Below are 25,052 nucleotides of genomic sequence, written 5' to 3'. Positions count from 1 at the left end.
CGGACATGGCCGACACGGAGTTCACCTATTTAACGACACCGCTTCCCGGCGCGGTAGCGGCATGGCGCGGCACAGTGAATGCGCGCGAGTGGCGCGAAACCGCGCAGGGCGTGCTCGATCAGGGCGGCCGGTTGGTCGCGATCTGGGGTTCCGACTGGCGCAGCCGCAACCGGGTCTTTGCCGTGCACGCCGCTTTCACCATCCGTGCCGGGCTGTTGTGGATCTCGTTGCCGGTGCAGTCCGCTTTTCCGGACCTGAGCGATCTGTTCCCGGCGGCCAATCGCATGCAGCGAGCCGTGTCCGACATGCTCGGCATTGCCGCGGAGGGTGCGCGCGACCAGCGCTCATGGTTGCGCCATGGTAGCTGGCCGCGCCATGCCCACCCGCTGCGTCACGATTTCGATCCGGCCCTTGCTACGCCGGGCGGCCAGGACAACTATGCCTTCGTGCCGGTCAGCGGCGAAGGTGTGCATGAAATTCCGGTCGGGCCGGTTCATGCCGGCACGATCGAGCCGGGACATTTCCGCTTCTCGATTCTCGGCGAGCGGGTGTTGCGCCTGGAAGAGCGCCTGGGTTATACGCACAAGGGCATCGAGCGGCGCTTCGAGCAGATGACGCTGGAGGAAGGGGTGCGACTGGCCGGCCGGGTCAGCGGCGATTCCACCGTGGCGTATGCCTGGGCTTATTCGATGGCGGTCGAAGGGGTGGCGCAATTGACGATCCCGGCGCGCGCGGCCTGGCTGCGCGCGCTCTGCCTGGAACGCGAACGGGTCGCCAATCATCTGGGCGATCTCGGCTTCATCGGCAACGATGCCGGGTTGGCGTTCGGCCTGGCGCAGTTCTCGCGCCTCAAGGAAGACTGGCTGCGCACCAACGCGATGGCATTCGGGCACCGCTACTTGATGGATGCGATCGTGCCGGGAGGCATGGCGTGCGACCTCGACCGCGAGGCCTGGTCGCGCATCGCGCTCGAAGCCGACGCGGTGGAGAAAGATGTCCGGGCGCTCAAGTCCGTCTACGACGATCACGCCGGGTTGCAGGATCGCTTTATCAACTGCGGCAAGGTGGCGCCGGAGCTGGCTGCGAAAATGGGCCTAACCGGACTCGCCGGGCGCGCCAGCGCGCAGTCCTGGGACCTGCGGGCGCAATTCGGCTGGGCGCCTTACGACCAGCTCGAGGTGCGCATGGCCACGCACCGCAATGGCGACGTCGCGGCCCGTGTCACGGTGCGCTTCGAAGAGGTCCTCGAGTCGCTGCGTTTGATACGGACCCTCCTCGATCGGCTACCCGTTGGACCGCATCGAGAACCGATATCCGCCGTGACGGAAGGCAGCTTTGGCCTGGGCTGGGTGGAAGGCTGGCGCGGCGAAGTACTGGTTGCTCTGGAAACGGGGCCGGACGGACGGGTCGCCCGCTGCCATCCGCATGATCCGTCCTGGCAGAACTGGCCGCTGCTGGAGCACGCGGTGATCGGCAACATCGTTCCGGATTTCCCGCTCATCAACAAATCGTTCAATCTTTCCTACAGCGGCCACGATCTGTAGCGCTATGTTCACCACAGAGCTTTCTTCGTACCTCCGTGTCTGTGTAGTTAGTCAGGTCTTGACATGTATCAAATTCTGAAACAAATCGCACTCACCGGCATCAAGACCGAGGCGCCGCCGCAGCCGGACGAGGCGATGCGTGCGTTGTCGCAACGGCTGAAGCAAGAAGTGCTGGCCTCGTTTGCAGGCGCGCTGACGATTCGTCACGTCGACGCCGGCTCCTGCAACGGCTGCGAGCTGGAGATCAATGCCTGCAACAATCCTTACTACAATCTGGAGGGATTGGGCATTCGTTTTTCCGCTAGTCCGCGCCATGCCGACATGCTGCTGGTCACCGGTCCCGTGTCCCGCCACATGGAGGTGGCGCTCAGGCGCACCTACGACGCCACCCCCGACCCCAAGCTGGTGGTGGCGATCGGCGACTGCGGCTGTACCGGCGGCATCTTCGGCGAGGGCTACGCCAGTTGCGGCCGGGTGTCGAACGTGATCCCGGTCGACGTCACAGTGCCCGGCTGCCCGCCCACGCCCTATGCGATCATGCAGGGTGTTCTCACCGCAATCGCGCAAGGCAAGCCCAGGGGCTGACGGCACTGCAATGACTTTCATCGAGCGTCTGACTGCGTACGAGAAGTTGATCCGGCTCGACAAGCCGATCGGAATTCTGTTGCTGTTGTGGCCGACGTTGTGGGCATTGTGGTTGTCCTCGCGGGGTCGTCCTGACTGGACCATCGTCTGGATCTTTGTCCTGGGTACCGTGCTGATGCGTTCGGCGGGTTGCGCCATCAATGACTATGCCGACCGCGATTTCGATGCCAGGGTGGCGCGAACGCGGGAACGTCCGCTGGCAACCGGACAGATCAGACCGATGGAAGCATTGATGGTGGCCGTGGTGTTGATCCTGGCGTCGTTTGCTCTGGTCATGCAGCTGAACTCACTAACCATCAAATTGTCCGTTGTCGCTGTCATCATTGCGGCGATTTATCCATTCGCGAAGCGTTTCTTTGCCGTGCCGCAAGCCGTTCTGGGTCTGGCTTTCGGTTTTGGTATCCCGATGGCCTTCGCTGCGCACACTGACCATGTGCCGTGGGGGGCGTGGGTACTGCTGGCGGCGAACGTGTTCTGGGCGATCGCCTATGACACCGAATACGCGATGGTGGACCGGGAAGACGATCGCAAGATCGGCATTCGCACTTCCGCGATTACATTCGGCCGCCATGATGTCGCCGCCGTGATGGGCTGTCATGTCCTTTTTCTCCTGATCATGATATGGATCGGCAGGCTGTTCCGGCCAGGCTGGTATTTCTACCTCGGATTGGCTGTTGCGGCCGGCCTGGTTGCAGTCCAGCACCGGATGATCCGGGATCGCGATCCGGCCGGATGCTTCCGCGCGTTTCGGAACAACAACTGGGTCGGCGCGGCGATCTTCGCCGGCATCTTCGCGAGCTTCTATTTCCAGAAACATATTTGACCGGCAAAGTCGTTCCGGCAAGCCGGCGTCCCCGCGGTAACGGCGCGAATCAATCCACGAAGAGACAACCAACATGGAACTCGATTTGAAGAACCGCTCGGTATTGATCACCGGGGGCAGCAAGGGGATAGGACTGGCGTGCGCGCGCGCCTTCCTCGATGAAGGGGCGAAGGTCGCCATCGTCTCGCGCGACCGCGGCAATCTGGACAGGGCGGCCGCACTGCTGGGGAAGATCACGCGGATCGCAGCCGATCTCACGCGTGCAGACGATGCGAAGCGGATGGCGCGTGAAGCTGAAGAAGCGATTGGTCCGATTGACGTGCTGGTGAACTCCGCCGGCGCGGCGAAGCGTTATCTGCCGGACGAATTGGACGCGCAGGCCTGGCACGCGGCGATGGATGCCAAGTACTTCACCTATATCCACGCGATGGACGCCTTGCTGCCGTCGATGCGCGATCGCAAGCGCGGCAACGTGGTCAACATTATCGGCACCGGCGGCAAGGTCGCCTCGTCGATCCACCTGCCGGGCGGTGCGGCCAATTCCGCGCTGATGCTGGCTACGGTCGGCCTGGCCAGCGTTTACGGCAAATTCGGTGTGCGCATCAATGCGATCAATCCCGGTGCCACTATCACCGACCGCATCCGCGAAGGGCTCGAACTCGAGGCCAAGGCCAAAGGCACCACGGCGGAACAAGTACTCGAGCAAGGCCAGGCGCGCGTGCCCTTGGGTCGTTATGCAGACCCAAAGGACATCGCCGGCGTCGCGCTGTTTCTGGCCTCCGATCAGGCCGCTTATGTCACGGGTGCCGTGATCCCGATGGACGGCGGTGCCAACCCGATCATCTGAACGCCGACGCGCATGCGCTACCACGATCTCCGCGATTTCATCGGCCAACTGGAAAAACAGGGCGAACTCAGACGCATCGCCACAGAGGTATCACCCTATCTGGAAATGACTGAGATCTGCGATCGCGTGCTGAAGACGCAGGGACCGGCGCTGTTGTTCGAAAGGCCAAAAGGCTTTTCGATTCCGGTTCTGGCGAATTTGTTCGGCACGCCGCAACGCGTGGCGATGGGCATGGGAGAGGAATCGGTGGCAGCGCTGAAGGAAGTCGGCAAGCTGCTCGCCTATCTGAAGGAACCCGAGCCGCCGTCGGGCTTGAAGGACGCTTGGGACAAACTGCCGGTACTCAAGCAGGTGATGAACATGGCGCCGAAGATCGTCGGCAGCGCGCCGTGCCAGGAAGTCGTGTGGGAAGGCAAGGACGTGGATCTCGGCAAACTGCCGATTCAGACCTGTTGGCCGGGCGACGCCGGTCCGCTGATCACCTGGGGTCTGACCGTCACGCGCGGTCCGCGCAAACCGCGCCAGAATCTCGGCATCTATCGCCAGCAGGTGATCGCGCCGAACAAGGTCATCATGCGCTGGCTGGCGCATCGCGGCGGCGCGCTGGACTACCGTGACCATTGCGACGCCAATCCCGGCCAGGCGTTTCCGATCGCTGTCGCGCTCGGCGCCGATCCGGCAACGATACTCGGCGCCGTGACGCCGGTGCCGGACTCGCTCTCCGAATACCAGTTCGCGGGACTTCTGCGCGGCTCCAGGACCGAGTTGGTCAAATGCCTCGGTTCCGATCTGCAGGTGCCGGCGTCCAGTGAAATTGTCCTCGAAGGCATCATCCAGCCGGGCGAGACCGCGCTGGAGGGACCGTTCGGCGATCACACGGGTTATTACAACGAGCAGGAAAACTTCCCGGTGTTCACCATCGAGCGCATCACCCTGCGTCGTGACCCGGTCTATCACAGCACCTACACCGGCAAGCCACCGGACGAGCCGTCCGTTCTCGGTGTGGCGCTGAACGAAGTGTTCGTGCCGCTGCTCACGAAACAGTTTCCCGAGATCGTGGATTTCTATCTGCCGCCGGAAGGCTGCTCCTACCGCATCGCCGTGGTCAGCATGCGCAAGCAGTATGCCGGGCATGCCAAGCGCGTCATGTTCGGCATCTGGTCCTACCTGCGCCAGTTCATGTACACCAAGTTCATCATCGTCGTGGACGACGACATCGACGTGCGCGACTGGAAGGAAGTGATCTGGGCCATCACGACCCGCGTCGACCCGGCACGCGATACCCTCATTGCGGAAAATACGCCGATCGACTATCTCGATTTTGCCAGTCCGGTTTCCGGACTCGGTTCGAAAATGGGACTCGATGCCACCAATAAATGGCCCGGCGAGACCAACCGCAAGTGGGGCGTTCCGATCGCAATGGACGCGGGAGTCAAACGCCGGATCGACGAGCTCTGGAGCGAGCTGGGGCTTTAGCCATGCCGAACCGGCTTGCACGCGAAACCAGCCCTTATCTGCAGCAACACGCCGACAACCCGGTGGACTGGCATCCGTGGGGCGAAGAAGCGCTCGAGCTTGCACGCGACCACGACAAGCCGATCCTGCTGTCGGTCGGCTATTCCGCCTGCCATTGGTGCCACGTCATGGCACACGAGTCCTTCGAGGATCCGGGAACCGCCGCGATCATGAACGCGTTGTTCGTGAATATCAAAGTCGATCGCGAAGAGCGCCCGGACCTCGACCAGATTTACCAGACCGCCCACCATCTGCTGACGCGGCGCTCCGGCGGGTGGCCGCTCACCATGTTCCTGACGCCGGCGCAGAAACCGTTTTTCGGCGGCACCTACTTTCCCAAGACTTCACGTTACGGACTGCCGGGGTTTGGCGAACTGCTGGAGAAAATCGCCGCTGTTTACCGCGAGAAGCGCAGCGAAATCGACCGGCAGAACGAATCCCTGCTCGAATTTCTCGCAGGCACGCTGCCCGCTGCTGCCGATGCAGTCGAAATGAGCCGTAGACCGATCACAATGGCGGCCGCCGAATTGCAATCGGGTTTCGATGAAATCCACGGCGGAATCGGAGCCGCACCGAAATTCCCGCACCCTTTCGAGCTCGCATTCTGCCTGCGCGTGTCCCGATCGACGGGTGACACGCGTCTGCGCGATCTGGTGATCCTGACGCTCAGGAAAATGGCGCAGGGCGGAATCTACGATCAGCTCGGCGGCGGATTCTGCCGCTACAGTACGGATGCCTGCTGGCTGATCCCGCACTTCGAGAAAATGCTCTACGACAACGGCCCGCTGTTACGCCTGTATGCGGACGCCTGGTTGGTCACCGGGGAACCCCTGTTCAAGCGTATTTGCGAGGAGACCGCGGGCTGGGTGATGCGCGAGATGCAATCTCCCGAAGGCGGTTACTACTCTTCGCTCGACGCGGACTCGGAGCACGAGGAAGGCAAGTTTTACGTCTGGTCACGCGAGGAATTCGCCGCGCCGCTAACCGAAGATGAATATGAGATCGCGGCCGCTTATTTCGGACTCGACCGTGCGCCGAATTTCGAAGACCACGCCTGGAATCCCTACATGGCGCAACCGATGGAAAGTGTCGCAGCAAAGGCGGGTCGCAACCTGCAGGAGTGCGAATCCTTGTTGCAAAGTGCTCGCGCCAAGTTGTTCGTGGCGCGCGACAAGCGTGTGCGTCCGGGCCGGGACGAGAAAATTCTCACCAGCTGGAATGCGTTGATGATCGAAGGCATGGCCCACGCCGCTCGCGTATTCGGACGCGACGACTGGCACGTGTCGGCGCGCGGCGCGATGAATTTCGTCACAGCAACAATGTGGAAGCAAGGACGGCTGCTGGCGACGTACAAGAACGGCCGTGCACATCTGAACGGGTATCTGGACGACTATGCTTTTTTGCTTGCCGCATCGCTGGAGATGTTGCAGGCCGAGTTTGCGGCTGGCGACCTGCAACTCGCGACCGCACTCGCCGACACGCTGTTCGAGCGCTTCGAAGATCGGGCCGCCGGTGGTTTTTTCTTCACCAGCGACGACCACGAAGCGCTGATTCTGCGGCCCAAACCGGGTGCGGACAACGCCACGCCTTCTGGAAACGGCGTAGCGGCGCTGGTGCTCACGCGCCTCGGCCATCTGCTTGGCGAATCGCGCTATCTGCAAGCGGCTGACAAGGCGGTCCGGCTTTTTTATCCGGTGATGCTGCGGCAGCCCGGAGGATTTTCCACTCTTTGTACCGGCCTAGAGGAAGTGTTGGAACCGACCAGGGTGATCGTGCTGCGCGGACCGCGGGATGCACTGCGTCCATGGCAGCAGACGCTTTCAAGCAGATATCTGCCGGACGCGATGACGTTGGCGGTCGACTCGGCGTCGTCCGATCTGCCGGGGGTGTTGAACAAGCCCGTCGGCGCCACTGTCAACGCTTATCTCTGCCGCGGCGTTATCTGCCTGGCACCGGTCGGGGATGTTCAGGCATTACTCGCGAATCTCGAAACCGGGTAAATGCCTGAAGGTTTTCAAAGTAGACCAAAGCCGATAAAATGCCCTGCGGTCCAAATCAACTCGTAATGAAAGGCGCTCGTAAATGAAGAAACTCCTGATGATCGCGGCGACGGCGGGTCTGGCGCTGGCCTGTAGTGCGAACGCGGCAGATGCCGAAAAAGCGAAGGCGCTGGCACAGGCCAAGAATTGCCTCGCCTGTCACGCTGTCGCCACGAAGCTGGTCGGTCCCGCCTACACCGAAGTGTCCAAGAAGTACAAGGGCAACAAGGACGCGGAAGCAGTGCTGATCAAGAAAGTGATCAATGGCGGAGGCGGTGTATGGGGTACGATTCCCATGCCGCCCAATCCGGTCAAGGAAGACGAGGCCAAGCTCCTTGTAGCTTGGATATTGTCCCTGTAATAACGTCATCGCAGTTGCAGCGGGGAAGGCCGGCGAATGCCGGCCTTTTTGTTTTTTGTCGGTTTCGCTGTCCATGCACAACTTGATGAATTAACGGCCCAAATTGACAACGCTTAAATCGCTGGCGGATAATCCGGGCAAACCGGCTCAAGCTACAAACAACAAGGGGACTGCAGACATGAAAGCTCTCGGCGTGACGAACGAATTCAAATGGGTTGCGGCAGGCCTTGCTGCGGTGGCGGCATTCGGTCTGGCCGGTTGTGGCAAGAAGGAAGAGCAATCCGGTACGGCCGGAAAAGCATCGTCGATACAGCGTGTGGTCAAGATCGGACATGCGGCACCGCTGACCGGCGGCATTGCGCATCTGGGCAAGGACAACGAGAACGGCGTACGTCTCGCGATCGAGGAAGCCAATGCGAAAGGCCTGACCATAGGCGGCGAGAAGGTCGCCTTCGAGATGATCAGCGAAGACGACGAAGGCAAGGAAAACAAGGGTCCGATCATCGCGCAGAAATTTGCCGATGCGAAAGTGGCTGGCGTGGTCGGACACCTGAATTCCGGCGTAACCATTCCAGCTTCGGCGGTGTACAACCAGGCCGGCATACCGATGATCAGCGGTTCGGCGACCAATCCCAAACTGACCGAGCAGGGTTTCAAGGTCGCGTTCCGTACCGTGGGCCGCGATGATCAGCAGGGGCCCGCGATCGCCAGTTATCTGGTTTCCGAACACAAGCCAAAGTCCGTGGCGGTGATCGACGATGCCACAGCCTATGGCGAGGGACTCGCGAACGAAGTCGAGAAGACATTGAAGACATCCGGCGTCAACGTGCTGCCGCGCGAGAAAGGCACACAGGAAACGCGCGATTGGAAAGCCATTCTGACCAAGCTGAAAGGCAAGGGTCCGGATGCGATTTTCTACGGCGGCATGGATTCCGGCGGTGGCCCTTTGCTCAAGCAGGGGCGTGAACTGGGCCTGAAGGCCGTGTTCTCGTTTGGCGACGGCGCGTGCACCGAAAAGATGAAAGAGCTGGCCGGTGCTGCATCCGAAGGCATGGTCTGCTCGCAGGCCGGCATTCCGGTGCAGGCAGCGAGCAAGGCTTTCCTGGATGCATTCAAGAAGAAGTTCAATTCCGATCCGCTGATCTACGCGCCGTTTACCTACGATGCGACCAACCTGCTCATCGCTGCGATGCAGGCCACCAATTCGGTCGATCCGGCGAAATATCTGCCGGAGCTTGCCAAGATCAAGTACGACGGCGCGAGCGGCCACATCGAATTCGACGAGAAGGGTGACCGCAAGGATGCGGAAATGACGATCTTCACGATGAAGAACGGCACCATCACGCCGGTCGCCGTCATCAAGGGCGGCAAGTCGGTCAAGTTCGAGGATTTCGTAAAAGGCGGAGCCGCAAAGTAGGCGGTGCGGTTGCTCCGATATGAAAACGGCACCTGCGGGTGCTGTTTTCTTTGGTGGGTCTTCGACCGCAGGCTGCGCGCTGTGCCATCCGCACGGAACTTGCTAGCAGTTGTCGGACTACAGGCTGACGGACCACAGCCTGACTGACTACGGCCTGACTGACTACGGCCCGGCCGACCTTGGATATCTTCCTTCAGCAACTCGTCAACGGCCTAACTCTGGGCAGCGTGTATGCCATCGTCGCGCTGGGATACACAATGGTTTACGGGATCGTTCAGCTGATCAATTTCGCCCATGGAGAAGTCGTGATGGTGGGCGCCATGGTTTCGCTTTCGGTGATCGCCGCCCTCGCCGGCACCGTGCTGCCGCCGCTGGCGATCGTGTTTGCCGGTGTGCTCTGTGCCGTACCGGTCTGCATGGCGGTCGGCTTCACCATGGAGCGCATCGCTTATCGACCGCTGCGCGGCGCACCGCGGCTCGCGCCGCTGATTACGGCGATCGGCATCTCGATCATCCTGCAGCAAGTTGCCATGATCATCTGGAGCCGCAATCCGCTGGGCTTCCCGCAGATCATCGACAATCCGGTATTCGAGCTTGCCGGTGCGCATATCAGCGCGGTGCAGATCGCAATCATCCTCGGCTCGTTCCTGATGATGGCCGGTCTCACGCTGCTGGTATTTCGCACGCGTCTTGGTGTCGCCATGCGCGCAACCTCCGAGAATCCGCAGGTCGCCGGATTGATGGGCATCAATGTGAATCGCGTGATCTCGGCCACCTTCGTCATCGGTGCCGGACTCGGTGCGGTCGCCGGTGTCATGGTTGGGACTTACTACGGCATTGCGCACTACACCATGGGCGCGCAGCTCGGCCTGAAGGCGTTTTCCGCCGCCGTGCTCGGCGGCATCGGCAACCTCGCGGGTGCCATGCTCGGCGGCGTGCTCCTTGGCGTGGTCGAGGCGCTCGGCGCGGGCTACATCGGCGAGATCATGGACTTGTGCCACCTGTCGGGAATCTCCGACGCGCTCGCCGCGCGTTGTGCGCAGGACAACCACTTCGTGCTGTTCGGCAGCAACTATCAGGACGTCTTCGCGTTCATGGTCCTGATTGCCGTGCTGGTATTCCGGCCCTCGGGACTGCTGGGCGAGCGGGTCTCCGACCGGGCCTGACGCATGACGAACTTGACCGAACGTCTCGAACGACTGCGCTCGCACCGCGCCGCGCCGTGGCTGGGCGTTGCGCTCATCGTAGTAACCCTGTTCATACTGCCGTTCGCACTCGCGTCGGTGGGCACGGCGTGGGTGCGCATCACGAATCTCGCGATCCTGTTCGCGCTGCTTTCACTCGGGCTGAACATTGTGGTCGGCTTTGCCGGCCTGCTCGATCTCGGCTACATCGCGTTCTATGCTGTCGGCGCGTATTGCTACGCCCTGCTGGCTTCGCCTCACTTTGGATTGCATCTGCCGCTCTGGGTCATTCTGCCGATCGGTGCTGCAGTGGCCTGCGTGTTCGGCGTGCTGCTGGGTGCACCGACGCTCAAATTGCGCGGAGACTACCTGGCGATCGTTACGCTCGGATTCGGCGAAATCGTGCGCATCTTCCTGAATAATCTTTCGCAACCGATCAATATCACGAACGGTCCCCAGGGCGTCACGCTCATCGATCCGTTCAGGATCGGGAAAGTGGATTTCAGCCGTACCGACAGCCTGCTGGGTCTCGCCTTCAGCGGGCCGATCAAGTATTACTATTTTCTATTGGCCGTGCTGGTCCTGGCGATCATCGTCAATCTGCGCCTGCAGAATTCCCGCGTCGGACGCGCCTGGGTTGCGATCCGCGAAGACGAGGTCGCTGCGCAGGCGATGGGAATCAACACGCGCAACGTAAAGCTGCTGGCATTCGCAATGGGCGCCGGCTTCGGCGGTCTTGCGGGTGGAATCTTTGCGGCGACCCAGGGTTTCATCAGTCCGGAGAGCTTCGTCTTCGTCGAATCCATCATGGTGCTCTCCATGGTCGTACTCGGTGGAATGGGCAATATCTGGGGGGTGGTGCTCGGCGCGATCCTGCTGTCTTTTGTGCCGGAGATCCTGCGCTACACGGTGGAGCCGGCGCAGAAAGCGGTGTTCGGCCGCCTGCTGATCGAGCCGGAAGTCATCCGCATGCTCCTGTTCGGACTGGCGCTGGTACTCATGATGCTCTACCGACCGGCGGGGCTCTGGCCTTCGAAGCGACGCAAGCGCGAATTCGCGGAGACGGACCCAAGCTGATGCCAGCCGCAGTACTGCTCGAGATCCGTCACATCGAAAAGCGCTTCGGCGGGCTGACGGCGCTCGCCGATGTCTCGCTGACCATCAACCACCGGGAAATCTATGGCTTGATCGGACCGAATGGCGCCGGCAAGACCACGCTGTTCAATGTGCTGACCGGGCTCTATGTGCCGGACCGCGGTCAGTTCGAATTCGACGGCGCGAGTCTGGTCGGTCTAAAACCTTATCGAGTCGCCGAATCCGGCATCGCGCGGACTTTCCAGAACATCCGCCTGTTCGGCAACATGACGGCAATCGAAAACGTGATGGTCGGACGGCATGTGCGTACGCATGCGGGCGCGATCGGCGCGATCCTGCGCACGCGCCGCGCGCGCGACGAAGAAGTTGCCATCCGCCGCCGTTCCAGGGAGCTGCTTGGCTATGTCGGCATTGGCCAACACGCCAGCGTGCTATCCCGGAACCTCTCCTACGGCGATCAGCGCCGGCTGGAAATCGCGCGAGCGCTTGCCACGGAACCGAAGCTGCTGGCACTCGACGAGCCGGCGGCGGGAATGAACGCGACGGAAACGGCGGAATTGCGCCGGCTCCTGGAAAAAATTCGCGGCGATGGCGTAACCATTTTGCTGATCGAGCACGATGTCAAGCTGGTAATGGGCCTTTGCGACCGCGTCGCCGTTCTCGATTACGGGAGGAAGATCGCCGAAGGCGAGCCGGCGCTGGTGCAGAAAGATCCCGAAGTCATCCGCGCCTATCTCGGCGGAGCGCTGCCGTGACCGCGCTGCTCGACGTGAAGGCGCTGAAAGTCGCGTATGGCGGGATCAACGCAGTCAAGGGTATCGACCTCACCGTCGGCGAAGGCGAAATGGTAGCGCTGATCGGCGCCAACGGCGCCGGCAAGACCACCACGCTGAAGGCGATTTGCGGATTGTTGCATCACAATGGGGTGGTGAAGTTGCGTGGCGAGAACGTGGGTAACCTATCCGCCTATCAACTGGTCGAACGCGGACTGGCGCTCGTCCCCGAAGGCCGCGGCATATTCGGGCGGCTGACGGTGCGCGAAAATCTGCAGATGGGTGCGTATATACGCAACGACAAGGCCGGGATACGTGTGGATATGGAGCGCATTTACGCGCTCTTTCCGCGGCTCGCGGAACGACGCAATCAGACCGGCGGCACCTTGTCCGGAGGCGAGCAGCAGATGCTGGCGATCGGCCGGGCGCTGATGTGCCGGCCCAAACTGCTGCTGCTCGATGAGCCGAGCATGGGCCTGGCGCCGCTGATGGTCGAGAAAATTTTCGATACAGTACGTATGGTGTCAAAGGAAGGCGTCACGGTATTGCTGGTCGAGCAGAACGCCAAGCTGGCACTGGAGGCGAGCCATCGCGGCTACGTGATGGAAAGCGGCGTGATCACGCTGGCCGATGGTGCGCGGGCATTGCTCGACAATCCGCTCGTCAGAAAAGCCTACCTGGGCGAGTGAAAGCCTTCTTCTGTTTTTCAACGCGGGGTCGGACATGCTCAACGGATTGGTTCGAGACAGGCTGTCGGCGCTCGGAAACAGTATCGAAACCTGTTTTCGTTTGCACTTCGCAGACGGCTCGGAATACCAGAACCGGGAGGGTGCGCCGGCATTCACCATCATCATCCGGCGTCCCCGTGCGCAGTGGCGCATTCTGCTGTTCGGCCACATCGGGCTCATGGAGGCCCACTTCGATGGTGACGTCGATGTCGACGGTGACCTCGGCACGGCATTCCAGGTCGCGTTCGAGAGCGGATTCGAGCGTGACCCGAATGCGTTGATCGGTCTGCGCAATCGCTGGCACGAGCTGCGCTTTTCCAATCGCAGCATTGCCCAGGCCAGGGCCAATGCCAGATTTCACTATGCCATCGGTACCGAGTTCTATCGCTACTGGCTCGATACCCCGCTGATGATGTACACCTGCGGTTACTGGAAGGAAGGTACGACGACCATCGATGAAGCCCAGGTCAGCAAGGTCGATTACGTCTGTCGCAAGATCAAGCTCTCCCGGGGCGAAAGCGTGATCGATATCGGCTGCGGCTTCGGCGGGTTCATGTTCCATGCGCATGAACGCTACGGTGCAATCCCCCATGGCCTGAACACCACGCCGGAGCAGGTAACCGCGGTGGAGGACGAAATCCGCCGTCGCGGGTTCGACGCAAAGATGCAGGTCAGGCTCGCCGATTTCCGCGAAGTAGACCGGCAGTACGACAAAGTGGTATCGATCGGTGTGCTCGAACATGCCGGACGCGACCAGCTCGCTGAGGTCGTGAAGGCGCACGCCGATTTCCTCAAGCCGGGCGGCATGGGGCTGCTGCATTTCATCGGTCACGTCGGCGTGCGCGATACCGAGCTCTACATCCGCAAGCACGTATTTCCCGGCGGCTGGATTCCGAGTCTTGCCCAGACTATTGCGGAGATGGAGCGTTGCGGGCTGGAAATCGTGGACATCGAGAACCTGCGACGCCACTATGCCCCGACGCTGGATGCCTGGGCGGAACGCTTCGATCGCAACTGGGAGCATATCCGTGCGCTTGACCCCGGTCGGTTCGACGAGAAGTTCCGGCGTGTGTGGCGGACTTACCTCATTTCCTGCGCGGAAATGTTTCGCTCCCCCGCGGGAAGGACGCACCTGTTCCAGATCGTATTCAGCAAAGGCAACGTCACCAAGGACACCTACCCGATGAGCCGCGGCTTCCTCTACGAGCGGCCCTAGCGTTGGCTTCGAAAGCGCGGAAAGCGGACACGTACGCGGCCCGCCGGGAAAGACTGGCGCAACAGATGCACGCCGCCACCGGGCAGGTCACGCTCAGGAAAAAGAACTCCAACCTGTTCCGCGACCGCGTTCGTGCAAGCAAGCCGCGGCTCGACGTGCACGATTTCAATCATGTCCTGCAAGTCGATCCGCAATCCGGGTGGGCGGACGCGGAAGGCATGACATCCTACGAGACACTGGTGCTGTCCACGCTGGCGTGCGGCACGATGCCGGCCGTGGTGCCGCAGCTGAAAACGATCACGCTCGGCGGTGCGGTGGCCGGTGTCGGTATCGAGGCAACGTCCTTCCGCCAGGGACTGGTGCACCAGGGCGTTCTCGAAATGGACATTCTTGCCGGCGACGGCAAGATCTATCTATGTACGCCGCAGAACGAACACCGCGAACTGTTTTTCGGGTTTCCGAACTCCTACGGCACGTTGGGCTACGCGTTGCGGGTGCGTACCAGGACGATTCCCGTGAAGAAGTTCGTGCGGATCGGGCACTCCCACTTCCGGGATCCGTCCGAGTACTTCCGCGGCCTGCAGGTGATTTGCGATTCCGGCGCCGACTTCGTCGACGGCGTCGTATTCGGCCCCGAAGATTTTTATCTGACCACGGGAACATTCGTCGACGATGCGCCTTTCGTCAGCGACTACACTTTCGAGCACATCTACTACCGTTCCATTCGGGATAAGGAGTCGGACTATCTCACCGCGCACGATTTCCTCTGGCGCTGGGATACTGACTGGTTCTGGTGTTCGAAGAATTTCGGTATGCAGAATCCGCTGGTCCGCCGGTTGGCCGGCAAGCCGCGCCTCAACTCGCGCACCTATACCAGGGTGATGCGCTGGAACAGCCGGTGGAAACTCACGCAACGCCTCGGCGCCCTGTTCGGCGTGCACCGAGAGTCGGTCATTCAGGACGTCGACATTCCGATCGAGCGAGCGGCCGAATTCCTGGATTTCTTCCAACGCGAGATCGGTATCCTGCCGATATGGATCTGTCCGATCCGCAGCCCGGATGCGCGGGCACAGTATCCCCTGTATCCGCTGAGTCCACCGACAACCTACGTGAATTTCGGATTCTGGGATGTCGTGAAATCGAAGAAGTCGCAACTTGCGGGGCATTTCAACAGGCTCATCGAACGCAAGGTGGCGGAACTCGGCGGCATCAAGTCCTTGTACTCGGACAGCTACTACTCGCGCGAGAAATTCGATGGCATCTATGGCGGGGCCGCCTACCGGCGGTTGAAGTCCAGGTACGACCCGCACGGCCGCCTGCACGACCTGTACGACAAGTGCGTACTGCGCAAATAATCCTCTTTAGTTGTTGAGCGCCTGCAGCGGTGCTGGAATGCGTCCGCCGCGACGGATGAAGTCATGGCTCGATTCGCGATGCACAGCCATGACCGGTGCGCGCCCCAGCAAGCCGCCGAATTCAACCATATCGCCTTCTTTCTTTCCCGGTGCGGGAATGATGCGTACGGCGGTGGTCTTGCGGTTGATCATGCCGATGGCGGCCTCGTCGGCGATGATTGCGGCAATCGTTTCCGCAGGGGTGTCGCCCGGAATGGCGATCATGTCCAGGCCGACGGAGCATACGCAGGTCATGGCCTCGAGCTTGTCGAAGGTCAGGGCACCCATGCTTGCGGCCTCTATCATGCCGATGTCTTCGGAAACCGGAATGAATGCGCCGGACAATCCACCCACGTAGCTCGATGCCATCGCCCCGCCTTTTTTGACTGCGTCGTTCAGCAGCGCCAGCGCAGCCGTCGAACCATGCGTACCGACGCGCTCCAGGCCCATCGCCTCGAGAATCCGCGCCACCGAATCGCCCTGCGCAGGGGTCGGCGCGAGCGACAGGTCGACGATGCCGAAAGGTACGCCGAGTTTTTCCGAGGCCGCCCTGCCCACCAGTTCGCCCATGCGGGTGATCTTGAAGGCCGTGCGCTTGATTGTCGTGGCCAGCATCCCGAAATCGGTCTGGCCTTCTTTCTCGATCGCCCGCAATACGGCGCCCGGGCCCGACACGCCGACATTGATCACGCATTCCGGTTCGCCGATACCATGGAAGGCACCGGCCATGAAAGGGTTGTCATCCACCGCATTGCAGAACACTACGAGCCTGGCGCAACCCAGGCCGTCCCGCGACGCGCTCAGACGGGCGGTTTCGACGATGGTTCGCCCCATCAACGCCACCGCGTCCATGTTGATGCCGGCTTTGGTGGTGCCGACGTTGACCGAAGCGCAGACGCGATCGGTGACGGCGAGTGCTTCCGGAATAGAGGCGATCAGCGCCGTGTCGCCGCGGGTCATGCCCTTCTGCACCAGCGCGGAAAAGCCGCCGAGGAAATTCACGCCGACCTGCTTTGCTGCGCGGTCGAGATATTCGGCCATCAGCACGTAGGAGTCCGCGGCGGAGCTCTCAGCGATCAGCGCGATCGGCGTCACGGAGATGCGCTTGTTGATGACGGGGATGCCGTATTCCGCGGCGATTTCTTCGCCGGCGCGGACCAGTCTCTCGGCCAGCCGGCAGATCTTGTCGTAGGCTTTTGTTGCCGCGACGGCAAGATCAGGATGGGCACAGTCGCGCAGGCTGATGCCCATGGTGATGGTGCGAATATCGAGATTCTCCATCTGCACCATGCGGATGGTTTCGACGATCTCCTGCGGGGAGTAGTGGCTGACGCCCATGTTGGAAATCGCGTCAGATGCGATACATGAACTTGAACACGTCTTCGTGCTGGGCGTCGATCCTGAGTCCCATTTCCTCGCCCTTGGCGTTGAGTTTGGATTTGAGCTCGCCGAAGGAAATGCCGGCGTGCTCGACGTCCACCATCATGATCATGACGAAGAATTCGTCCATGACGGACTGCGAAATGTCGAGGATATTGGCACCGGCCTGGGCCAGGACCGCGGAAACATTGGCGATGATGCCGACGCGGTCCCGGCCGATAACGGTGACAATGATGCGATGGGAATGCCTGGACATGAATGCGGCCTGACGGGAGTCGCGACCATCGCAGGACGGCCGCGATGGCGACAGGATATTGCCGCAAAAACCGCGGCTGCGCCAGTCCGTCGGCGTGGCGTCACACCCAGTCGCGCGCGGTCAGGAATTCGGTATAGAGTCTGGCTTCGGGCGTACCGGACTCGGGCTTCCAGTCGTAACGCCATTTCACGACCGGCGGCAGCGACATGAGGATGGATTCCGTGCGACCGCCGGACTGCAGGCCGAACAGCGTGCCGCGATCATAGACCAGGTTGAATTCAACGTAGCGGCCGCGCCGGTAGGCCTGGAAATCGCGCTCGACTTCGCCGAAAGGCAGATCCTTGCGGCGCTCGACGATCGGCACATAAGCGTCTATCAGGTGATCGCCTACGCTGCGGACCAGCGCGAAGCAGGTATCGAAATCGGGTTCCGACAGGTCATCGAAGAAGATGCCGCCGACGCCGCGCGGCTCCCTGCGATGCTTGAGATAGAAATATTCGTCGCACCATTTCTTGAACTTGCCATGCGTTCCCGCCCCGAACGGTTCCAGGGCATCGCGACAGGTGCGGTGAAAATGCACGGCATCTTCCTCGAAGCCGTAGTAAGGCGTCAGATCCATGCCACCACCGAACCACGACACGGCCTCGGCGCCAGGCTGTTCGGCCACGAAGAAGCGCACGTTCATGTGCACCGTCGGTACGTACGGATTGCGCGGATGCAGGACCAGGGATAGCCCCATGGCCTGGAACGAACGGCCGGCGAGATCGGGCCGGGTTGCAGTGGCCGATGCCGGCAGCGCGTTGCCGGTTACATGGGAGAAATTGATCCCGCCGCGCTCGAATACGCCGCCGTCCTCGATCAGGCAGCTGATCCCGCCGCCGCCTTCCGGACGGGTCCACTCGTCCCGGCGGAAACTGTTGCCGTCGAGCGCTTCGAGCCTGCCGACGATCCACCCTTGCAGACCTTCCAGATAATCTTTGACGATCTGGCTGCCCATAGCGTTACAACGTGCTCCTTTTCGCACCAATTGCACGAAAGCCGATGTCACGACGCATCTGGCTTCCGGCAAAGTGGATGCCCTCGGCGACTTCATAAGCCCGGCGTTTTGCCACGCGCACAGTATCGCCGAGTGCAGTCACACACAATACGCGTCCGCCGCTTGTCAGCACTTTGCCGTCGCGGAGCGAAGTCCCGGCGTGAAAGACATGAAAGTCTTCCCCATCGCGCGGCAGGCCGGTGATCTCGTCGCCTTTGCGAGGGTCCTCCGGATAACCCTGGGCAGCCATGACGGCGCCGAGGGCGACGCGGCGATCCCACTCGGCGTCGACGGTGTCGAGGGTGCCATTGACAGCATGTTCGACCAGGGTGAACAAATCGCTCTTCAGCCGCATCATGATCGGCTGGGTTTCCGGATCGCCCATGCGACAGTTGAATTCAAGCGTCCTGGTCGTGCCATCTGGTCGGATCATCAGGCCGGCATAGAGAAACCCGGTATAAGGGTTGCCCTCCTTTTCCATGCCGTGAATCACCGGCTGGATCACTTCACGCATCACACGGGCATGGATGGCCGGTGTCAGAACGGGTGCCGGCGAGTAGGCGCCCATGCCGCCCGTGTTCGGGCCTTTGTCTCCATCCTGCAGGCGCTTGTGGTCCTGACTGGAAGCAAGAGGCAGCACGTGCTTGCCGTCGACCATGACGATAAAGCTCGCCTCTTCGCCGCCCAGGAACTCCTCGACGACGACACGCGCGCCGGCTGCCCCCATCTTGTTGTCGACCAGCATCATGTCGATCGCGGCATGCGCTTCCTCCAGCGTCATCGCCACCACCACACCTTTGCCTGCGGCCAGTCCATCGGCCTTGATAACGATCGGCGCACCCTGTTTCGCGACGTAATCGTGAGCCGTCTTTGCATCGGTGAAGGTCGCATACGCAGCTGTCGGAATGCCGTGCCTCATCATGAAGGCCTTGGCGAAATCCTTCGAGGCTTCGAGCTGTGCTGCCGCGCGCGTGGGTCCGAAGATCCTAAGCCCCGCGACGCGAAACGCATCGACGATGCCGGCCGACAGCGGCGCCTCCGGGCCGACCACGGTGAGCGCGATCGATTCCTTGCGGGCGAAATCGACCAGGTCGGGAATCGCCGTTAGCGGCAGGTTGAACAATCCGTCTTCACGTGCGGTACCGGCATTTCCCGGCGCGACGTATATGCGACCAATGCGTGGCGATTGTGCCAGCCGCCAGGCCAGCGCATGCTCGCGACCGCCGTTGCCGATGACGAGAAGGTTCATAAAAACGATAGGGACGAAAGACGAGTGAGGAGGGACGAGGGATAAGACAATATCATTTCAATGGCGAAAATGGCGCACGCCGGTAAGGGCCATGGCAATGCCGTATTCGTCGGCGGCAGCGACCACTTCATCATCACGCACACTGCCGCCGGGCTGGATGATTGCGGCTGCGCCCGCCTTCGCCACCACGTCGACCCCGTCGCGGAAAGGAAAGAAGGCGTCGGAAGCGACCACCGAACCCTCGAGCGACAGTCCGGCATTCTCCGCCTTGATCGATGCGATGCGCGCGCTGTCCACACGGCTCATCTGTCCTGCCCCCACGCCGAGTGTCATGCCGTCCCCGCAGAATACGATGGCGTTAGACTTGACGAATTTCGCCACTCTCCAGGCAAACAACAGGTCCGACAGTTGCCGTGGAGTGGGTTGTTTCTTGGTCACGAACCGCATATCTGAAATCTGGACGTTCATCGCGTCGGATGTCTGCACCAGCAGGCCGCCGCCGATGCGTTTGCTGTCATACAGGTTCGCACCGTTCTCGATCGGCACCTCGAGGACCCGCACATTGGTTTTTTTGGCGAGCGCCGCCGCGGCATCCGCGGCGATGCGTGGCGCAATCAGGACTTCCATGAATTGTTGCGACACCGCTTCGGCCGTTTCCAGATCGATCTCGCGATTGAAGGCGATGATGCCCCCGAACGCGGAAGTCGGGTCGGTTTTGAACGCGCGGCGATACGCTTGCGCCGTACCCTCGGCGACGGCAACGCCGCAAGGATTGGCGTGCTTGATGATGACGCAGGCCGGTTGTTCGAACGTCTTCACGCATTCCCACGCAGCATCCGCGTCGGCAATGTTGTTGTAGGACAGTTCCTTGCCCTGCAATTGCCGGTAGTTGCTGAGTGCGCCCGATACCGGATTCAGGTCACGGTAGAACGCCGCCTGCTGATGAGGATTCTCGCCGTAGCGCAAATCCTGGATCTTGGCGAAGCTCATGTTGATCTGTTCGGGAAATGCATTACGTGCGCCGTTAATGTCAGTGGCGGTCAGATAGTCGCTGATTGCACCGTCGTAGGCCGCGGTGTGCGAAAAGGCCTTCCTGGCCAGGCGATAACGGGTCTCGACGCTAATCGCGCCGTTGGCCGACTGCATTTCGGCAATGAGCGCAGGATAGTCGGCGGGATCCGTGACGATCACCACATGTTGCCAGTTTTTCGCCGCCGCACGCACCATCGTCGGGCCGCCGATGTCGATGTTCTCGATCGCTTCTTCCAGCGTGCAGCCGGCTTTGGATATCGTCTGCACGAACGGATAGAGATTGACGATCACCAGATCGATGGTCGGAATGTTCGCGCGGGTCATGGCCTGCATATGTGCGGCCAGATCGCGACGCGCGAGGATGCCGGCGTGCACTTTCGGATGCAGCGTCTTCACGCGGCCGTCAAGCATTTCCGGGAAACCGGTGTAGTCGCCGATTTCGACGACCGGAACGCCCGCCTCGCGCAGCAGCTTGGCGGTTCCACCGGTAGACAGGATGCCGATGCCGGAAGCGTGCAGGACGCGGGCGAGTTCCGCAGCACCGCTTTTATCGGACACACTGATCAGGGCTTGTCGTTTGTTCATCGAACGCGTTCCAAAAATAAACCGCCCGTCGGCAACGAACGGGCGGAAGTGTGGTGAGGCATCGGCGTTCTACTTGATGCCGTAATCCTTCATTTTCTTGCGCAGCGTGTTGCGGTTCATGCCCAGCAACTGCGCCGCCTGCGTCTGGTTGCCGGAGACCCGGTGCAGCACGATTTCCAGCAGCGGCTTCTCGACCGAATTCATCACCATGTCGTAAATGGCGCAAGGCCGTTCGCCGTCCAGATCCTTGAAGTAGCCATCCATTGCCTTGCGCACGCAGCGGGCGATTTCGTTTTCGTTGATCATGCCGCGAGTTCCTCGATATAGGTCAGGCGATCTCCACGGGCTGCCAGTCCGGCAAGATAGATTTCCACGGCAGCGAGTTGCTGTCGCGCGGTTTCCAGCCTGTTCATGGTCTGGCGGAATTCGAAAGCACCGGCAAGTCCCCTGACATACCAGCCGATATGCTTGCGCGAGACCCGAACGCCACCCTGTTCCCCGTAGAGCGCGTAGAGATCACGCAAATGCTGTACCAGCACGTCGCGGATTTCCGTGATTTGCGGCGCGGGAAGGTGACAGCCGTTCATAAGATAGTGCTGGATCTCGCGAAAAATCCACGGCCGGCCCTGCGCTGCGCGGCCGATCATGAGCGCGTCGGCACCAGTGTGGCGCAGCACATCGCGAGCTTTTTCCGGGGAATCGATGTCGCCATTGGCGATGACGGGAATGCCGACACGCGACTTCACATCGGCGATGGTGTCGTATTCCGCATCACCGATGAAAGCGCAGGCGCGTGTGCGACCGTGAATCGATAATGCCTTGATTCCGGCGGATTGCGCGATCTCCGCCACGCGCGCGGCATTGCGGTTCTGCGGATTCCAGCCGGTGCGGATTTTCAGTGTGACCGGGATGCTGACCGCCGCTACAACGGCATCGAGAATCCGGCCGACCAGCGGCTCGTTCTGCAGCAGTGCTGATCCGGCCGCGACGTTGCAAACCTTCTTGGCCGGGCAGCCCATGTTGATGTCGATGATCTGCGCCCCACGATCCGCGTTGTAACGTGCTGCTTCAGCCATCGCCGCCGGATCGGCACCGGCAATCTGCACCGAAATGGGATCGACTTCGCCCTGATGATCGGCGCGCCGCCGGGATTTCGCCGTATTCCAGAGTTGCGCATTCGACGAAAGCATTTCCGATACCGCCATGCCGGCCCCCATCGCCTTGCACAATTGCCGGAATGGCCGATCGGTCACCCCGGCCATGGGTGCGACGATCAGATTGTTCCTGAGGATGTGCGGACCGATCTGCATTTCGGTGCCGGGGCGAAAAAGTGGACCGCCATTCTAGCGCAAAGGATGCTGAATGGAGAATGCGAAACGGCGCTTGTTATCGCGATGCGCCGAAGATCATGCGCTGCATGAATGCGCGTTTGGCTGGCGGAACGAGCTCGAGCAACGCCAGTGCGGCTCCACGCGTGGCTCGCAGCGGCGCAAAATCATTGGAGAAAATCTTGACCAGCGAATGGGTTAGCGCGATGCCTCGCTGACGATCCGGGCGGCGCGTGGTTCGATAACTCGACAGACACTCGTCCGACCCGGGATCGCGCGCCGCGTGCAGCAGCAAAGTTTCGCCGAGTTCCCATGCATCGCGCAAACCCAGGTTGAATCCCTGACCGGCAATCGGGTGTAGTGCCTGCGCGGCATTGCCGAGCATAACGGCGCGTGGCAAAACCGGATCGGCGGCGTAGCGCAGTATCAGCGGAAAGCGTGCACGTGCTTCTATGGAAATGAAGCGCCCGGCGCGATCGCCGAAATGCCGCTGCAATTTGTCCAGGAAACCGGTGGCCGGAAACTCCATCAGTCCATTCGCAGTTTCAGGCGTCGCGGTCCACACAAGCGCGTAACGGTTTTCGAACGGCAGCAACGCAATCGGGCCGTCCGGCGTGAAACGCTCGTAAGCCTTGCGCTCATGCGGTCGCGCAGTTTCGACCAGGCCGACGACGGCATCTTGACCATACTCGCGTATCTTCACGGCCGCACCAGCGCGCAATCCGGCGCTGGCACCGCCGTCGGCAATGACCAGCAGGCGCGCTGCCGCCGATTGCATGATTCCCTGCGAGCGATACCCGATGCAGACGGCCTCGGCTGTGGAGTCCATGCCGAAGACTTCGGCACCGGCCATCAATGTCGTGTGCTCCGACCCGATCGCTTTGCCGAAAGCCTGCTGCAATCGGGCATAGCGCACGACATAGCCCAGCGCAGGCAGTCCCGCTTCGTCGGCGCTCAGCAGCGTGCGGCCAAAACCGCCGCGCTGGGAGACATGGATCGATTCGATCGGCGTGACGGGCTCTATCAGCGACCAGATGCCGAGACGTTCGAGAATCAGACGGCTGCCATAAGACATGGCCAGGGTGCGCGCATCGTTGCTATTGCCCGCGTCGGGCCGCGCTTCGAGCACCAACACGGTCAGTCCGCTGCCCTGCAGCGCGATCGCCAGTGCGGCACCTGTCGGTCCGCCACCGACGATCACGACGTCGTAAGGGCGCGCGCTCAAGACTAGCGTCGTGCGGGTGCAACGAGTCGAAGAATGGACATGAAGCGTTGCGGGCTCAGTTGCGCATCAGTACTTCGATGTCGTCGATATTCTTCGGGGCCGCCGCGGTGATGATCTCGCAGCCGGAGTCGGTCACCAGCGCATCGTCCTCGATGCGTACGCCGATGTTCCAGAATTTTTCCGGAACGCCTTCGGCGGGCCGCACGTAGCAGCCCGGCTCGACCGTCAGCACCATGCCCGGCTTGAGCGCGAGCCACGCGCCATTGCGCTTGTAATCGCCGGCATCATGGACATCCATGCCCAGCCAGTGTCCGGTGCGGTGCATATAGAAGCGCCGGTAGTCGCCGGACTCGATTACGCTGTCCGTGCTGCCTTTGCATAGTCCGAGGTCTACCATGCCCTGCGCCAGCACCTTCACTGCCGCATCGTGCGGCGCTTCCCATTCATTGCCGGGCTTTACCTGCGCTATGGCCGCAGCCTGGGCCGACAGCACGAGTTGGTAGATATCGCGTTGCGGCCCGGAGAACCTGCCGCTCACCGGAAAAGTACGCGTAATGTCCGAAGCATAGCCGTCGAGTTCGCATCCCGCGTCGATCAACACCACTTCGCCGTCCTTGAGCACTGCATCGTTCTGCACGTAGTGCAGCACGCAGGAGTTCGCTCCGCCGGCTACGATCGGCGTGTAGGCCGGCGCCTGTGCACCCTGCCGGCGAAATTCGTGAATCAATTCGGCTTCCAGTTCATATTCGCGCAACCCGGGACGGGCCGCACGCATGGCCCGGCGATGCGCTTCCGACGAAATAACAGCAGCCCGCCGCATGATGCCGATTTCCTGTTCGTCCTTGATCAGGCGCATGTCGTCGAGGAAGCGGCGGACATCGCGAATCTCACCCGGCGCACCCACGCCGGTTCTGACTTGCGCGCGCACCCTGTTGATCCATCCGATCACCTGGCGGTCCCAATCCGGGTCCGCGCCGACATCGCAGAAAACGGTGGATTGGTTGGCGAGCAGTTGCGGCAACTGCTCATCGAGCCTGGCGATCGGGTGCGCCTCGTCCAAGCCGAAAGCTTGTTGCGCCTTCTCGGGGCCATAGCGAAAGCCATCCCAGATCTCGCGCTCGACGTCCTTCTCGCGGCAGAACAAGATGCTTTTCGGGTTCTTTCCGGCGAAAAGCACCAGCACCGCTTCTGGTTCGGGAAAGCCGGTGAGGTAGTGGAAATAGCTGTCGAAGCGAAACGGATAAGAGGAATCGCGATTGCGCAGCCGCTCCGGCGCGGTGCGTACTACCGCGACGCCGTCCTCCATCAGTGCGGCGAACCGGGTGCGGCGACGGGCATACAGGGCGGGATCGATCACGTAAGGGAATCCAAGGATGCAGT

General features: G+C 61.4%; 23 protein-coding genes. 14 read left to right on the top strand and 9 right to left on the bottom strand.

Annotation, left to right across the window (positions count from 1 at the left end; translation table 11 throughout):
* Positions 1–5: 5 nt before the first annotated feature.
* From HY067_11735 to HY067_11670, 14 genes are all read left to right on the top strand, one after another.
* Entirely contained in the window at positions 6–1,544 is a 1,539-nt protein-coding gene (locus tag HY067_11735) for an NADH-quinone oxidoreductase subunit C (protein ID MBI3528627.1), read from the top strand.
* Positions 1,545–1,607: 63 nt separating this feature from the next.
* Entirely contained in the window at positions 1,608–2,129 is a 522-nt protein-coding gene (locus HY067_11730) for an NADH-quinone oxidoreductase subunit B family protein (GenBank protein ID MBI3528626.1), read from the top strand.
* Positions 2,130–2,139: 10 nt separating this feature from the next.
* The gene (ubiA, locus tag HY067_11725) at positions 2,140–3,012 is read left to right on the top strand and encodes a 4-hydroxybenzoate octaprenyltransferase (GenBank protein MBI3528625.1); all 873 of its coding nucleotides are present in this window, start codon (positions 2,140–2,142) and stop codon (positions 3,010–3,012) included.
* Between the two features lie 73 nt (positions 3,013–3,085).
* Positions 3,086–3,859, top strand: a complete 774-nt coding sequence (locus tag HY067_11720) for an SDR family oxidoreductase (protein ID MBI3528624.1) — start codon at positions 3,086–3,088, stop codon at positions 3,857–3,859.
* 12 nt (positions 3,860–3,871) lie between these two features.
* Positions 3,872–5,335, top strand: coding sequence for a 4-hydroxy-3-polyprenylbenzoate decarboxylase (gene ubiD, locus HY067_11715; GenBank protein MBI3528623.1), 1,464 nt, complete (start codon positions 3,872–3,874; stop codon positions 5,333–5,335).
* 2 nt (positions 5,336–5,337) lie between these two features.
* Positions 5,338–7,374 (top strand): thioredoxin domain-containing protein, encoded by a 2,037-nt coding sequence (locus tag HY067_11710; GenBank protein MBI3528622.1) that lies wholly within the window; start codon positions 5,338–5,340, stop codon positions 7,372–7,374.
* An 82-nt stretch (positions 7,375–7,456) separates the two neighbouring features.
* Complete coding sequence (locus HY067_11705) at positions 7,457–7,774, top strand: c-type cytochrome (protein MBI3528621.1); 318 nt, start codon at positions 7,457–7,459, stop codon at positions 7,772–7,774.
* A gap of 178 nt (positions 7,775–7,952) precedes the next feature.
* Entirely contained in the window at positions 7,953–9,191 is a 1,239-nt protein-coding gene (locus tag HY067_11700; GenBank protein ID MBI3528620.1) for a branched-chain amino acid ABC transporter substrate-binding protein, read from the top strand.
* A gap of 179 nt (positions 9,192–9,370) precedes the next feature.
* Positions 9,371–10,357 carry a branched-chain amino acid ABC transporter permease gene (locus HY067_11695; protein MBI3528619.1) on the top strand — a complete coding sequence of 329 codons (987 nt, stop codon included), beginning with the start codon at positions 9,371–9,373 and terminating at the stop codon, positions 10,355–10,357.
* Positions 10,358–10,360: 3 nt separating this feature from the next.
* Entirely contained in the window at positions 10,361–11,452 is a 1,092-nt protein-coding gene (locus HY067_11690; protein ID MBI3528618.1) for an ABC transporter ATP-binding protein, read from the top strand.
* Entirely contained in the window at positions 11,452–12,225 is a 774-nt protein-coding gene (locus HY067_11685) for an ABC transporter ATP-binding protein (GenBank protein ID MBI3528617.1), read from the top strand. The genes HY067_11690 and HY067_11685 overlap by 1 nt, the downstream gene beginning before the upstream one ends.
* Entirely contained in the window at positions 12,222–12,932 is a 711-nt protein-coding gene (locus HY067_11680; GenBank protein ID MBI3528616.1) for an ABC transporter ATP-binding protein, read from the top strand. The genes HY067_11685 and HY067_11680 overlap by 4 nt, the downstream gene beginning before the upstream one ends.
* Before the next feature lie 34 nt (positions 12,933–12,966).
* Positions 12,967–14,187, top strand: coding sequence for a class I SAM-dependent methyltransferase (locus HY067_11675; protein MBI3528615.1), 1,221 nt, complete (start codon positions 12,967–12,969; stop codon positions 14,185–14,187).
* A 65-nt stretch (positions 14,188–14,252) separates the two neighbouring features.
* Positions 14,253–15,542, top strand: coding sequence for an FAD-binding oxidoreductase (locus HY067_11670; protein ID MBI3528614.1), 1,290 nt, complete (start codon positions 14,253–14,255; stop codon positions 15,540–15,542).
* Positions 15,543–15,548: 6 nt separating this feature from the next.
* Here the strand turns inward: HY067_11670 and HY067_11665 are convergent, their stop codons facing one another.
* From HY067_11665 to HY067_11625, 9 genes are all read right to left on the bottom strand, one after another.
* Positions 15,549–16,919 (bottom strand): PFL family protein, encoded by a 1,371-nt coding sequence (locus tag HY067_11665; GenBank protein MBI3528613.1) that lies wholly within the window; start codon positions 16,917–16,919, stop codon positions 15,549–15,551.
* A 13-nt stretch (positions 16,920–16,932) separates the two neighbouring features.
* Positions 16,933–17,217, bottom strand: a complete 285-nt coding sequence (locus tag HY067_11660) for an ACT domain-containing protein (protein ID MBI3528612.1) — start codon at positions 17,215–17,217, stop codon at positions 16,933–16,935.
* 100 nt (positions 17,218–17,317) lie between these two features.
* Positions 17,318–18,214 (bottom strand): oxygen-dependent coproporphyrinogen oxidase, encoded by an 897-nt coding sequence (hemF, locus tag HY067_11655; GenBank protein ID MBI3528611.1) that lies wholly within the window; start codon positions 18,212–18,214, stop codon positions 17,318–17,320.
* A 4-nt stretch (positions 18,215–18,218) separates the two neighbouring features.
* Positions 18,219–19,502, bottom strand: a complete 1,284-nt coding sequence (gene purD, locus HY067_11650; GenBank protein MBI3528610.1) for a phosphoribosylamine--glycine ligase — start codon at positions 19,500–19,502, stop codon at positions 18,219–18,221.
* Positions 19,503–19,559: 57 nt separating this feature from the next.
* Entirely contained in the window at positions 19,560–21,119 is a 1,560-nt protein-coding gene (gene purH / locus HY067_11645) for a bifunctional phosphoribosylaminoimidazolecarboxamide formyltransferase/IMP cyclohydrolase (protein MBI3528609.1), read from the bottom strand.
* A 69-nt stretch (positions 21,120–21,188) separates the two neighbouring features.
* Positions 21,189–21,425: a Fis family transcriptional regulator gene (locus tag HY067_11640; GenBank protein MBI3528608.1), complete on the bottom strand. Its 237-nt coding sequence runs from the start codon at positions 21,423–21,425 to the stop codon at positions 21,189–21,191.
* Positions 21,422–22,429 carry a tRNA dihydrouridine synthase DusB gene (gene dusB, locus HY067_11635; GenBank protein ID MBI3528607.1) on the bottom strand — a complete coding sequence of 336 codons (1,008 nt, stop codon included), beginning with the start codon at positions 22,427–22,429 and terminating at the stop codon, positions 21,422–21,424. Before dusB ends, HY067_11640 begins: the two co-directional genes overlap by 4 nt.
* A 76-nt stretch (positions 22,430–22,505) precedes the next feature.
* A complete protein-coding gene (locus HY067_11630) occupies positions 22,506–23,672 on the bottom strand; it encodes an FAD-dependent monooxygenase (GenBank protein ID MBI3528606.1) in 1,167 nt (388 codons plus the stop codon).
* A gap of 55 nt (positions 23,673–23,727) precedes the next feature.
* Positions 23,728–25,029, bottom strand: a complete 1,302-nt coding sequence (locus HY067_11625; GenBank protein MBI3528605.1) for an aminopeptidase P N-terminal domain-containing protein — start codon at positions 25,027–25,029, stop codon at positions 23,728–23,730.
* Between the last annotated feature and the right edge of the window lie 23 nt (positions 25,030–25,052).

The sequence above is a fragment of the Betaproteobacteria bacterium genome (assembly GCA_016194905.1).
Lineage (GTDB): Bacteria > Pseudomonadota > Gammaproteobacteria > Burkholderiales > JACQAP01 > JACQAP01.
The sequence above is the reverse complement of the archived record's forward strand: the minus strand, read 5'-3'. Positions and strand labels throughout refer to the sequence as shown.

Excerpts from the sequence above, each read along its gene's own strand:
- HY067_11735 (MBI3528627.1), top strand. The coding sequence starts at position 6 with ATGGCCGACACGGAGTTCACCTATTTAACGACACCGCTTCCCGGCGCG.
- HY067_11730 (MBI3528626.1), top strand. The coding sequence starts at position 1,608 with ATGTATCAAATTCTGAAACAAATCGCACTCACCGGCATCAAGACCGAG.
- ubiA (MBI3528625.1), top strand. The coding sequence starts at position 2,140 with ATGACTTTCATCGAGCGTCTGACTGCGTACGAGAAGTTGATCCGGCTC.
- HY067_11720 (MBI3528624.1), top strand. The coding sequence starts at position 3,086 with ATGGAACTCGATTTGAAGAACCGCTCGGTATTGATCACCGGGGGCAGC.
- ubiD (MBI3528623.1), top strand. The coding sequence starts at position 3,872 with ATGCGCTACCACGATCTCCGCGATTTCATCGGCCAACTGGAAAAACAG.
- HY067_11710 (MBI3528622.1), top strand. The coding sequence starts at position 5,338 with ATGCCGAACCGGCTTGCACGCGAAACCAGCCCTTATCTGCAGCAACAC.
- HY067_11705 (MBI3528621.1), top strand. The coding sequence starts at position 7,457 with ATGAAGAAACTCCTGATGATCGCGGCGACGGCGGGTCTGGCGCTGGCC.
- HY067_11700 (MBI3528620.1), top strand. The coding sequence starts at position 7,953 with ATGAAAGCTCTCGGCGTGACGAACGAATTCAAATGGGTTGCGGCAGGC.
- HY067_11690 (MBI3528618.1), top strand. The coding sequence starts at position 10,361 with ATGACGAACTTGACCGAACGTCTCGAACGACTGCGCTCGCACCGCGCC.
- HY067_11685 (MBI3528617.1), top strand. The coding sequence starts at position 11,452 with ATGCCAGCCGCAGTACTGCTCGAGATCCGTCACATCGAAAAGCGCTTC.
- HY067_11675 (MBI3528615.1), top strand. The coding sequence starts at position 12,967 with ATGCTCAACGGATTGGTTCGAGACAGGCTGTCGGCGCTCGGAAACAGT.
- HY067_11670 (MBI3528614.1), top strand. The coding sequence starts at position 14,253 with ATGCACGCCGCCACCGGGCAGGTCACGCTCAGGAAAAAGAACTCCAAC.
- HY067_11665 (MBI3528613.1), bottom strand. The coding sequence starts at position 16,919 with ATGGGCGTCAGCCACTACTCCCCGCAGGAGATCGTCGAAACCATCCGC.
- HY067_11660 (MBI3528612.1), bottom strand. The coding sequence starts at position 17,217 with ATGTCCAGGCATTCCCATCGCATCATTGTCACCGTTATCGGCCGGGAC.
- hemF (MBI3528611.1), bottom strand. The coding sequence starts at position 18,214 with ATGGGCAGCCAGATCGTCAAAGATTATCTGGAAGGTCTGCAAGGGTGG.
- purD (MBI3528610.1), bottom strand. The coding sequence starts at position 19,502 with ATGAACCTTCTCGTCATCGGCAACGGCGGTCGCGAGCATGCGCTGGCC.
- purH (MBI3528609.1), bottom strand. The coding sequence starts at position 21,119 with ATGAACAAACGACAAGCCCTGATCAGTGTGTCCGATAAAAGCGGTGCT.
- HY067_11640 (MBI3528608.1), bottom strand. The coding sequence starts at position 21,425 with ATGATCAACGAAAACGAAATCGCCCGCTGCGTGCGCAAGGCAATGGAT.
- dusB (MBI3528607.1), bottom strand. The coding sequence starts at position 22,429 with ATGCAGATCGGTCCGCACATCCTCAGGAACAATCTGATCGTCGCACCC.